The 13,151-nt window shown below is 75.0% G+C and carries 2 protein-coding genes; both read left to right on the top strand.

Annotated features, from left to right (window positions below; all coding sequences use genetic code 11):
- The first annotated feature begins 23 nt into the window (after positions 1-23).
- A complete protein-coding gene (locus tag OOK34_RS31920; protein WP_267037629.1) occupies positions 24-8,126 on the top strand; it encodes a type I polyketide synthase in 8,103 nt (2,700 codons plus the stop codon).
- Positions 8,127-8,162: 36 nt separating this feature from the next.
- Positions 8,163-13,100, top strand: coding sequence for a polyketide synthase (locus OOK34_RS31915; RefSeq protein WP_323183516.1), 4,938 nt, complete (start codon positions 8,163-8,165; stop codon positions 13,098-13,100).
- Positions 13,101-13,151 lie beyond the last annotated feature (51 nt).

Raw genomic sequence — 13,151 nt, 5'->3', positions numbered from 1 at the left:
GTCCCACCGGAGGCACTGCCACGATGGCCAGCAGTAACGAAGACAAGCTCCGCGACTACCTGAAACTCGTCACCGCCGACCTCCAGCAGACCCGCAAGCGTCTGCAGGCCGCGGAGGCGAAGGAGCAGGAGCCGATCGCCATCGTCGCCATGGCCTGCCGCTATCCGGGGGACGTCGGTTCGCCGGAGGACCTGTGGCGGCTGGTGGCGGAAGGCGGCGACGGCATCGTCGCCTTCCCCACCGACCGCGGCTGGGACCTCGACGGCCTCTACGACCCCGACCCGGACGCCCACGGCAGCAGCTACGTCCGGGAGGGCGGATTCGTCCGCGACGCGGCCGGGTTCGACGCGGGCTTCTTCGGGATCCCGCCGCGCGAGGCCCTCGCCATGGACCCCCAGCAGCGGCTCTTCCTGGAGTCCTCCTGGGAGGTCTTCGAACGCGCCGGGATCGACCCCGCCACCCTCAAGGGCAGCCGTACCGGCGTCTTCGTCGGCGCCGGAAACCCCGGCTACCTGGGCGGGGGCACGGGAACCCCGCACCGCGAGGTCGAGGGCTACACCCTCACCGGCAACGTCAACAGCGTCATCTCCGGCCGCGTCGCCTACACCTTCGGGCTGGAAGGCCCGGCCATCACCGTCGACACGGCCTGCTCCTCCTCCCTCGTCGCCGTCCACCAGGCCACCCAGGCCCTGCGCGCCGACGAGTGCTCCATGGCGATCGCCGGCGGCGTCACCGTCATGCCCAACCCGTGGCTGTTCCAGGAGTTCAGCCGCCAGCGCGGCCTGGCCGCCGACGGCCGCTGCAAGGCGTTCTCCTCCACCGCCGACGGCACCATCTGGGGCGAGGGCGTCGGCGTCCTCCTCCTGGAGAAGCTCTCCGACGCCCGCCGCAACGGCCACCGCGTCCTCGCCGTGGTCCGCGGCTCCGCCGTCAACCAGGACGGCGCGAGCAGCGGCCTGACCGCCCCCAACGGGCCCTCCCAGCAGCGGGTGATCCGCCAGGCGCTGGCCAACGCGCGGCTCGCCCCGCAGGACGTGGACGCCGTCGAGGCGCACGGTACGGGCACCGCGCTGGGCGACCCGATCGAGGCCCAGGCCCTGCTGGCCACGTACGGCCAGGACCGGCCGGAGGACCGGCCGCTGCTGCTGGGCTCGATCAAGTCGAACATCGGCCACACGGCCGCCGCGGCGGGGGTCGCGGGCATCATCAAGATGGTCATGGCGATGCGGGAGGGCGTGCTGCCGCGCACCCTCCACGTGGACGAGCCCACCCCCCAGGTCGACTGGTCGACGGGCGCCGTCGAACTGCTCACCGAGCAGGTCACATGGCCGGAGGCGGACCGTCCGCGCCGGGCCGGCGTCTCCTCGTTCGGCATCAGCGGCACCAACGCCCACGTGATCGTGGAGCAGGCGCCCGCCGGCGCACCCGAGGCACCGCAGACTCCGACCACCGCCGAACCGGCCGCCGGGCTGCTGCCGTGGGTGGTCTCCGCGCACAGCGCGCAGGCGCTGCGCGGCCAGGCCGAGCGCCTCCTCGGCCTCGACCCCGCCACACCGGCGGCGGACGTCGCCGCCGCGCTCGTGACCACCCGCTCGGCGCTGGAGCACCGCGCGGTGGTCCTGGCCGAGAACGCCGGCAACACGGACGGCTTCCGCTCCGGCCTGCGGGCCCTCGCGGACGGCACCCCGGACGGGTCACTGTCCGAGGGCACGGCACGCCCGGGGAAGTTCGCCTTCCTGTTCTCGGGTCAGGGTGCGCAGCGTCCCGGCATGGGCCGTGAGCTGTACGAGGCGCAGCCGGTGTTCGCGGCGGCGTTCGAAGAGGTGTGCGGACACTTCGAGTTCCCGCTGAAGGAGCTCGTCTTCGGCGGCGGGGACGAGGTCGACCGTACGGAGTTCACCCAGCCGGCGCTCTTCGCGGTCGAGGTGGCCCTGTACCGGCTGGCCGAGTCCTTCGGTCTGCGTCCGGACTTCGTGGCGGGTCACTCGATCGGTGAGATCGCGGCCGCGCACGTCGCCGGGGTCCTCTCCCTCGCTGACGCGGCCCGTCTGGTGGCGGCGCGTGGTGCCCTGATGGGTGCGCTGCCCGAGGGCGGGGCGATGGTCTCCGTACGGGCCAGCGAGGACGAGGTGCGCCCGCTGCTGTCGGCCGATGTCGACATCGCTGCGGTCAACGGCCCGCAGTCCGTGGTGATTTCGGGTGCCGAGCAGGCCGTCCTGGAGGTGGCCGCGCAGCTGTCCGAGCAGGGTCACAAGACCAAGCGGCTGACCGTCTCGCACGCCTTCCACTCGCCCCTCATGGAGCCGATGCTGGAGGCCTTCCGCGAGGTCGCGGAATCCCTCACCTACACCGCTCCCGCCATTCCGGTCGTCTCCAACGTGACCGGCGGGCAGATCACGGACTTCACGGCCGCCTACTGGGTGGAGCACGTCCGGGCCGCCGTCCGCTTCGGCGACGGCGTCCGGCACCTCGCCGCGCGCGGCGTCACCCACTTCGTGGAACTCGGCCCGGCCGGGGTGCTCGCCGCGATGGCCCAGGAGAACCTCCCCGAGGACTTCGACGGCCTGGTCACCGCCGCCCTCGACAAGAACCGCCCCGAGCCCGCCGCGTTCCTCGGCACCCTCGCCGAGGCCTGGACCCGCGGCCTGCCCGTCGACTGGACCCCGCTCCTCACCCCGGGCGACCCGGCGCGTTCCGTCGAACTGCCCACGTACGCCTTCCAGCACCGCCACTACTGGCTGACCCCCCAGACCGCAGCCCCCCGCGACGCGGCCGAGGAGCGGTTCTGGCAGGCCGTGGACGAGGAGGACGTCGACACCCTCATCGCCACCCTGGACATCGACGGCGACAAGCCGCTGCGCGAGGCCCTCCCCGACATGGCCTCCTGGCTGCGCCGCCGCCGCGCCCCCGAAACCCTCACCGCCCTCGCGGCCCTGCACGGCGCACCCGACGCGGAGGCCGATGAAGCCGCCGGGTCGGCGCTTCGCGAGAAGCTCCGCGACCTCCCCGAGGCCGAGCAGCTCCGCACCACCCTGGACCTCGTACGCGCCCATGCCGCCGCCGTGCTCGGCCACGACGGGCCGGCCGCCATCGACCCGCAGCGGGCCTTCAAGGAGCTGGGCTTCGACTCGCTCGCCGCCGTCAACCTGCGCAACCGGCTGAACACCGCCACCGGACTGCGGCTGCCCACGGCCTTCGCCTTCGACTACCCGACCCCCGCCGCCGTCGCCGCCTACGTCCGCGCCGAGGTGCTCGGAGAGAACACCGGCGCCGTCACCGGCCACACCGCCGGCGCGGCGGCGCACGACGAGCCCATCGCGATCGTCGCCATGGCCTGCCGCTACCCCGGCGGGGTCCGCTCGCCCGAGGACCTGTGGCAGCTCGTCGACACGGGCGCCGACGTCATCTCCCCCTTCCCCGTCGACCGCGGCTGGGACCTGGAGGCCCTCTACCACCCGGACCCGGACCACCCCGGCACCACCTACGTCCGCGAGGGCGGGTTCCTCCACGACGCCGCCGACTTCGACCCGGCCTTCTTCGGGATCTCGCCGCGCGAGGCCGTCGCCATGGACCCGCAGCAGAGGCTGCTCCTGGAGGCCTCCTGGGAGGCCTTCGAGCGGGCCGGCATCGACCCGACGAGCGTGAAGTCCGCGCCCATCGGCGTCTTCGCCGGCGCCACCCAGCCCGGCTACTTCGGCGGGCTCCGGCAGATGGGCGCCGAGGGCGCCGAGGGCTACTCCCTCACCGGCAACCTGACCAGCGTCATCTCCGGCCGCATCGCCTACAGCTTCGGGCTGGAGGGCCCGGCCGTCACCGTCGACACCGCCTGCTCCTCCTCCCTCGTCGCCCTGCACCTCGCCGCGCAGTCACTGCGGCAGGGCGAGTGCACGATGGCCCTGGCCGCCGGTGTCACCGTCATGCCGACGCCCGACCTGTTCGTCGAGTTCAGCCGCCAGCGCGGCCTGGCCGCCGACGGCCGCTGCAAGGCGTTCTCCTCCTCCGCCGACGGCACCGCCTGGTCGGAGGGTGCCGGCGTGCTCCTCCTGGAGAAGCTCTCCGACGCCCAGGCCAACGGCCACCGGGTCCTGGCCGTCGTCCGGGGGACGGCGACCAACCAGGACGGCGCCAGCAACGGCCTCATGGCCCCCAACGGGCCCTCCCAGCAGCGGGTGATCCGCCAGGCGCTGGCCAACGCGCGGCTGACGGCGCAGGACGTGGACGCCGTCGAGGCGCACGGTACGGGCACCGCGCTGGGCGACCCGATCGAGGCCCAGGCCCTGCTGGCCACGTACGGCCAGGACCGGCCGGAGGACCGGCCGCTGCTGCTCGGCTCGATCAAGTCCAACATCGGCCACACCTCGGCCGCCGCCGGTGTCGCCGGCATCATGAAGATGGTCATGGCCATGCGGCACGGGGTGCTGCCCAAGACCCTGCACGTCGACGAGGCGTCCCCGCACGTGGACTGGTCCGCGGGCGCGGTGGAGCTGCTCACCGAGGCCGCGGAGTGGCCGCGGACCGGCCGCCCGCGCCGGGCCGGCGTCTCCTCGTTCGGCGTCAGCGGCACCAACGCCCACGTGATCATCGAAGAGGGCCCGCAGGAGCAGGAGCAGGAGCCCGTGCCCGCCCCGGAGCCCGCGCCCGGCGAGCTGCTGCCCTGGCTGGTCTCCGCCCGCACCCCGGACGCCCTGACCGAGCAGGCGCGCCGCCTGCGCGACCTCACCGAGGCGTGCCCCGGGCTGGACACGGCGAGCACCGCCTCCGCGCTGCTGGCCTGGCGCGCCCAGCTGGAGAGCCGCGCGGTGGTGCTGGCCGACAGCCGGGAGGGCTACCTGGAGGGCCTCGACGCCCTCGCGGCCGGCGCCTCGGCGCCCGGCACCTTCCGGGGCGAGTCCGTCCCGGGCGCCCGTACCGCCTTCCTGTTCTCGGGTCAGGGCGCGCAGCGGCCGGGCATGGGGCGTGAACTGTACGAGGAGCAGCCGCTGTTCGCGGACGCCTTCGACGAGGTGTGCGCCCACTTCGACCTGCCGCTGAAGGAGCTCGTCTTCGGTGGCGGGGAGGAGGTCCACCGCACGGAGGTCACCCAGCCCGCGCTGTTCGCCATCGAGGTCGCGCTCTTCCGGGTGCTGGAGTCCTACGGACTCCGTCCGGACTTCGTCGCCGGTCACTCCATCGGTGAGATCGCGGCCGCGCACGTCGCCGGGGTCCTCTCCCTCGCTGACGCGGCTCGTCTGGTGGCGGCCCGTGGTGCCCTGATGGGCGCCCTGCCCGAGGGCGGGGCGATGGTCTCCGTACGGGCCACCGAGGACGAGGTGCGCCCGCTGCTGTCGGCCGATGTCGACATCGCGGCGGTCAACGGGCCTTCCTCGCTGGTGATTTCGGGCGCCGAGCAGGCTGTCCTGGAGGTGGCCGCCAAGCTGGCCGAGCAGGGTCGCAAGACCAAGCGGCTGACCGTCTCGCACGCCTTCCACTCGCCGTTGATGGAGCCGATGCTGGAGGCCTTCCGCGAGGTCGCGGAATCCCTCACCTACACCGCTCCCGCGATCCCGGTCGTCTCGAACGTGACCGGCGGGCAGATCACGGAGTTCACGGCCGACTACTGGGTCCGGCACGTCCGGGGCGCGGTCCGCTTCGGGGACGGTGTCGCCCACCTCGCCGGACAGGGCGTCACCCACTTCCTGGAGCTGGGCCCCCAGGGCGTCCTCGCCGCCATGGCGGGGGAGTCGCTTCCTGAGACCTTCTCCGGGCTGCTGACCCCCGTGCTGCGCAAGGACCGTCCCGAGCCGGAGGCTTTCCTCGGCGCCCTCGCCGAGGCCTGGACCCGCGGCCTGCCCGTCGACTGGACCCCGCCGCTCGCCGACCGGCCCGCCTGCCGGGTGGACCTCCCCACGTACGCCTTCCAGCGCAGCCGCTACTGGCTCGACGCCGCCCCCGCCGGCGGGGGCAGCGGCCCCGGCGCACAGGACGAGGTCGACACCGAGTTCTGGGCGGCCGTCGAACGCGAGGACCTCCAGGAGCTCGCCGGGACCCTCCGGCTGCCCGACGAGGAGCAGCTGCGCACCGTCCTGCCCGCCCTGTCCCACTGGCGGCGCGGCCGCCGCGAGCAGCACACCATCGATTCCTGGCGCTACCGCATCACCTGGAAGCCCGCCGCCGACCCGGCCGCCACCCGCGCGAGCGGACACTGGCTGCTCGTCGTACCCGACGGCGCGGGCCCCGCCGCCGGGCCGCTCGCCGACCGGGCCGCCGCCGCGCTCACCGCGGCCGGCGCCACCACCACGGCCCTGCGCCTCGACGCCACCGCCGCCGACCGCACCGCATGGGCCGCCCGGCTGCGCGACGGGGCGGGCACCGGCGAGGACCTCGCCGGCGTGCTATCCCTGCTCCCGCTCGACGTCCGCCCGCACACCGCCCAGCCCGGGGTCAGCGCCGCGCTCGCCGCGACCGCCGCCCTGGCACAGGCCCTCGGCGACGCCGGCATCGGCGCCCCGCTGTGGAACCTGACCAGCGGCGCCGTCTCCACCGGACCCTCCGACCCGACGGCCGACCCCACCGGGGCCCAGGCCCAGGTGTGGGCGCTCGGCCGGGTCGCCGCCCTCGAGTACCCCGACCGCTGGGGCGGCCTCGTCGACGTGCCGCACGACCTCGACGAGCGGGCCGCCGCCCGCCTCGCCGGCGTCCTGGCCGCGCCCGACGGTGAGGACCAGCTCGCCGTCCGCGGCGCCGGCGTCCAGGTACGCCGCCTGCGCCGCGCCCCCGCACCGGCCGCCCGGCCGGCCGCCGCACCGTGGCGGCCCACCGGAACCGTCCTGGTCACCGGCGGCACCGGCGCCCTGGGCAGCCGCCTCGCCGGCTGGCTCGCCGAAGGCGGCGCCGAGCACCTGCTGCTGGCCAGCCGGCGCGGCGCGGACGCCCCCGGCGCCGCCGAACTCGCCGCCGCACTGCGCGCGTCGGGCACCGAGGTGACCCTCGCCGCCTGCGACGTCGCCGACCGCGACCAGCTGGCCGCCCTGCTGGCCTCCGTACCGGCGGACCGCCCGCTGACCGCCGTCGTCCACGCCGCGGGCGTCTCCGACAACGGGTTCATGGACGAGGTCACCGCCGGCCACCTGGCGCACGTCCTGCGGCCCAAGGCGGTCGCCGCCGACCTGCTCGACGAACTCACCCGCGACCTGGACCTGTCCGCGTTCGTCGTCTTCGCGTCCAGCGCCGGCATGTGGGGCAGCGGCGGCCAGGCCGCGTACGCGGCCGCCAACGCCCACCTCGACGCGCTCGCCGAACGCCGCCGGGCCCACGGCCTGCCCGCCACCGCCGTGGCCTGGGGCCCCTGGGCGGAAGCCGGCATGGCGGCCTCCGAGGACATCGACGAGCACCTGCGCCGCCGCGGCGTGATCGGCATCGCGCCGGACACCGCCATCGCCGCCCTCCAGCAGGCCCTCGACCTCGACGAGACCTGTGTGGGGGTCGCCGACGTCGACTGGGCGCTGTTCGCCCCCACGTACACGGCCATGCGCCACAGCGCCCTGATCAGCGAACTCCCCGACGTGAGGGAAGCGCTGACGCAGGACGGCCCGGAGAACGCGCAGGGCGCCGCCGCTTCGGCGTCCGCCCTCAAGCAGCGGCTCGCCGCCGCCGCGCCCGCCGAACAGCAGCACCTCCTCGTCGAACTGGTCCGCGGACACGCGGCCGCGGTGCTCGGACACCGCACCGCCGACGGGGTCCAGGAGGCACGGCCCTTCAAGGACCTGGGCTTCGACTCGCTCAGCGCGGTCGAACTGCGCAACCGGGTCGCGGCCGACACCGGCCTGAAGCTGTCCGCGACCCTCCTCTTCGACCACCCCACCCCCGCCGCACTCGCCCAGCACCTGCGCGAACACCTGCTCGACGGCGAGATCGAGACGGACCAGTCCGTCCTCGCCGGCCTCGACCGCATCGACGCGGCCCTCACCCGGCTCACCCCGGACGACGGGGCCCGCCACCGCATTGCCGGCCGGCTCCAGGTGCTGCTCACCAAGTGGGGCGGCGCGAACCCGGAGAAGGCCGAAGAAGCCGACGCCCACGACGAGCTGGCGTCCGCCTCGGCCGAAGAGATCTTCGCGTTCATCCACGAAGAGCTCGGCAAGTCGTAGCCCGTGCCGGAACGTCATCCAAGGAGCTCCCGCCAGATGGACAACGAACAGAAGCTGCTCGATCACCTCAGGTGGGTGACCGCCGAGCTGAAGCAGACCCGGCAGCGGCTGCGCGAGGTCGAGGCGGACGAGCCGGAGCCCATCGCCGTCGTCGGCATGGCCTGCCGCTACCCGGGCGGCGTGCGCTCGCCCGAGGACCTGTGGCAGCTCGTCCGCGACGGCCGCGACGCCGTCTCCGGCTTCCCCGCCAACCGCGGCTGGGACCTCGACTCCCTCTACGACCCGGACCCCGACCACCTCGGCACCACGTACGTCCGCGAGGGCGGCTTCGTCCACGACGCGGGCGACTTCGACGCCGACTTCTTCGGGATCTCCCCGCGCGAGGCCCTCGCCATGGACCCCCAGCAGCGGCTGCTGCTGGAAACCGCCTGGGAGGCCTTCGAGCGGGCGTCCGTCGACCCCACCGCGGTCGCCGGCAGCCGCACCGGCGTGTTCGTCGGCACCACCTACACGGGCTACGGCAGCGACCGGGAAGGGGCCGCCGAGAACGTCGAGGGCCACCTGATGACCGGCATCGCGACCGCCGTGTCCTCCGGACGGCTGTCCTACACCTTCGGGCTGGAGGGCCCGGCCGTCTCCGTCGACACCATGTGCTCCTCCTCCCTCGTCGCCATCCACCTGGCGGTGCAGTCGCTGCGCCAGGGCGAGTGCGCGCTCGCCCTCGCGGGCGGCGCGCAGATCATGTCGACGCCCGAGGTGTACGTCGAGTTCAGCCGCCAGCGCGGACTCTCCCCGGACGGCCGCTGCAAGCCGTTCGCGGCCGCCGCGGACGGCACCGGCTGGTCGGAGGGCGTCGGCGTCCTGCTGCTGGAGAAGCTCTCGGACGCCCGCCGCAACGGACACCGGGTCCTGGCCGTCGTCCGCGGCTCCGCCGTCAACCAGGACGGCGCCTCCAACGGCCTGACCGCCCCCAACGGCCCCTCCCAGCAGCGGGTCATCGAGGAGGCCCTCGCCAACGCCCGGCTCTCGCCCCACGAGGTCGACCTGATCGAGGCACACGGCACCGGCACCACCCTCGGCGACCCCATCGAGGCCCAGGCCCTGCTCGCCACGTACGGCCGCAGCCGCCCCGAAGGCCGCCCCCTGCACCTGGGCTCCATCAAGTCCAACATCGGCCACTCGGCGGCCGCGGCGGGCGTCGCCGGCGTGATCAAGGCCGTGATGTCCGTACGCGACGGGGTGCTGCCCCGCAGCCTGCACATCGACGGGCCCACCCCCGAGGTCGACTGGTCCTCCGGCGCGGTGGAGCTCCTCACCGAGGAGCGGGCCTGGCCGACCGCCGAAGGGCCCCGCACCGCCGCGGTCTCCTCCTTCGGCGCGAGCGGCACCAACGCACACGTGATCGTCCAGGCCGCCGGCCCGGACACGGACGCCGAGTCCGCCCCGCAGGCACCCGAACGGGCCCGGCCGCTGCTCCCCGCCGCCGCCCTGCCCTGGGTGCTCTCCGGCCGCACCACCGAGGGCCTGCGCGGCCAGGCGGCCCGGCTGCGGGCCTTCGCCGAGACCGCGGACCCCGCGCCGTCCGAGGCGGCCGTCGGCCTCGCCCTGGCCACGACGCGGGCCGCCCTGGAGCGGCGCGGCGTCGTCCCGGCGGGCTCGCTCGCCGGTCTGGAGGCGCTCGCCGCCGGGCTTCCGGCGGCGGGGGTCGTGGACGGCGGCGTGGTCACGGGCGCGGACCGTCCGGTGTTCGTCTTCCCGGGGCAGGGCTCCCAGTGGCTGGGCATGGCGGTGGAGCTGTACGAGTCCTCGCCGGTGTTCGCGGCCCGCCTGGACGCCTGCGCCGAGGCGCTGGCCCCGCACACCGACTGGTCGCTGCTCGATGTGCTGCGGCAGAAGGACGGCGCGCCCGGCTTCGACCGGGTCGACGTGGTCCAGCCCGCGCTGTGGGCCGTGATGGTCTCGCTCGCCGAACTGTGGCGTGCCGCCGGAGTGGTTCCTGCCGCTGTGGTCGGCCACTCGCAGGGCGAGATCGCGGCCGCGGCCGTCTCGGGCGCGTTGTCGCTCGAGGACGCGGCGAAGGTGTCCGCGCTCCGTGCCCGGGCCATCGTGGCCCTGGCCGGCAAGGGCGGCATGGTGTCGGTGGCGGACGTCGCCGGCGCGGTGGCGGAACGTATCTCCGCCTGGGGTGAGCGGCTCGCGCTGGCCTCGGTCAACGGCCCGCGGTCCACGGTGGTTTCCGGTGATCCGGAGGCCCTGGACGAGCTGATGGCCGCCTGCGAGGCCGACGGGGTTCGCGCCCGTCGCATCAACGTGGACTACGCCTCGCACGGTCCGCAGGTGGAGTCGATCCGCGAGGAGGTCATCGGTCTGCTGGCCGGGATCGAGCCGCGCACCGCCGAGATCCCGTTCTTCTCCACGGTCACAGGGGAGTGGGCCGACGGCTCCGAGCTGGATGCCGAGTACTGGTACACCAACCTCCGGCGCACCGTCCGTTTCCAGGACGCCATCGCCGCTCTCCTGGAGCGCGGCCACGGGCTGTTCGTGGAGTCCAGCGCGCATCCGGTGCTGACCATCGGCGTCCAGGAGACCATCGAGGCCGCCGGCTCCCCGGCCGTCACCCAGGGCACCCTGCGCCGCGACGAAGGCGGCCCGCAGCGTTTCCTGGCCTCCCTCGCCGAGGCCTGGACCCACGGCGCCCCCGTCGACTGGCGATGCGTCTGCGACACCCCGGACGCGCCCGCCGACCTGCCCACGTACGCCTTCCAGCGCCGCACCTACTGGCTCGAGGGCGTCCCGGCAGCCGACCGCGAGCCCGTCGTGGACGAGGCCGAGGCCGGCTTCTGGAACTCCGTGGAGAGCGCGGACGTCACCGCCCTCGCCGACACCCTCGCGCTCGAGGACACCGGGCCGCTCCAGGAGCTGCTGCCCGCCCTGTCCGCCTGGCGCCGCGACCGCCGTGAGGCGAGCGCGCTCGACGCCCGCCGCTACCGCATCACCTGGAAGCACCTGCCCGACGCCGCACCGGCCCGTCTCGGCGGCGACTGGCTGCTGCTGGCCCCCGAAGGCACCGCCGCCGCCGGGCCCTTCGAGGAGCTGCTCACCGCCCACGGCGCCCGCGCCCACCTCCTCACCCTCGACCCCGCCCGGGCCGACCGGGACGCGTGGGCCGGGGCCCTGCGGACCGCGCAGGACGGCCACGAGCCGTTCGCCGGAGTCCTCTCCCTGCTCTCCACCGACGAGAACGCCGGTCTCCTCGGCACCCTCGTCGCCACCCAGGCACTCGACGACGCCGGCATCGAGGCCCCCCTGTGGGCCCTCACCCGCGGGGCCGTCGCCGCCGGTCCCGAGAACGCTCCGCGCAGCGCCGTACAGGCACAGGTCTGGGGCCTCGGCCTCGTGGCCGCACTGGAACGGCCGCGCGGCTGGGGCGGCCTCGTGGACCTGCCCGCCGACCTCGACGAGGCCGCCGCGGCGCGCCTCGCCGGGGCCCTCGCGGGCCGGGACGGCGAGGACCAGATCGCCATCCGCACCGCCGGCACCTACGTACGCCGGCTCGTCCGGGCCGCCCTGCCCGACGGCCCGCCCGCCCGCGACTGGCAGCCGTCCGGCACCACCCTGCTCACCGGCGCCGCGGGCCCCCTGGGAGCCGAGGCGGCCCGCCGCCTCGCCGCCGCGGGCGCCGGCCACCTCCTGCTCACCGCGGCCCCCGAAGAGTTCACCCCCGCGCTCGAAGCCCTCGCCGGCGAACTCGCCGCCGACGGCACCGGGGTCACCCTGGAGGAGTGGGACGGCGCGGACCCGGCGGCGCTCGCCGCGCTGACCGTTCGCGCGGAGCAGGCGGGACGGCCGGTCCGCACCGTCGTCCACGCCGCCGCGCACGTCGAACTCACCCCCCTCGCCGCCACCACCGGCCGGCACCTCGAGGAGGCCCTCGCCGCCAAGGTCACCTCCGCCCGGGCCCTCGACGAGGTGTTCGGCACGGACGGCCCCGCCCTGGACGCGTTCGTACTGTTCTCCTCCGTCACCTCCTACTGGGGCGGCGGCGAGCACGCCGCGTTCGCCGCGGCCAACGCCCACCTGGACGCCCTCGCCCAGCAGCGCCGCGCCCGGAACCTGCCGGCCACCGCCGTCGGCTGGGGCGTATGGGACCTGTTCGACGCCGAAGCCCACCCCGACGAGGCGCGCGAACTCCACGAGCGCTCCGCCCAACGCGGCCTGCCGCTCCTGGACCCCGCGGCGGCCCTCCAGGCCCTGCGGCGGATCCTCGACCACGACGAGACGGCCGTGGCCGTCGCCGACGTCGACTGGGACCGCTTCCTGCCCCTGTTCACCTCGGCCCGTACGGGACGCCTCACCGAGGACGTCCCGCAGGCCCGCCGGATCCTCGCGCAGGCCGGCCACGGCGGCGACGAGGACGCCGGGGACACGGGAGCGGCCGACGCGCTGCGCCACAAGCTCGCCGAACTGTCCGGCGAGGAACAGGAACGCGTCCTCACTGACCTGGTGTGCGGCCACGCCGCCGCCGTCCTCGGCCACGCCTCGTCCGGCGCGGTCGACGCCGCCCGGGCCTTCAAGGACCTCGGCTTCGACTCGCTGACGGCCGTCGGCCTGCGCAACGGGCTGAACGCCGCCACCGGGCTAGGCCTGCCCGCCACGATGGTCTTCGACTACCCCACCCCCGGCGCGCTCGCCGGCTACCTGCGCGGCCTGCTCCTGGACGGCGGCGCCCGGCGCGAAGAGGCGACCACGGACTCCGTGCACAGCGACCTCGACCGCATCGAGTCCGACCTGCTGTCGCTGGCACCCGGCCAGGACGAGCGCAAGAACCTCACCCGCCGCCTGGAGGCACTGCTCTCCCGCTGGAAGGACGCGCAGGCCGCCGCGGACGCCGAATCCGTCAGCGGAAAGCTCGAGGCCGCGTCCGACGAAGAGATATTCGCATTCATCCGCAAGGAATTCGGCCGCCCGGAGTAAGGGCGTCCTCCGGCCAGTCGGTCACACGAATTCCAGCTCTATCCGAGAGGT

It is taken from the genome of Streptomyces sp. NBC_00091, assembly GCF_026343185.1.
Lineage (GTDB): Bacteria > Actinomycetota > Actinomycetes > Streptomycetales > Streptomycetaceae > Streptomyces.
This window is presented reverse-complemented; position numbering and strand designations above follow the sequence as displayed.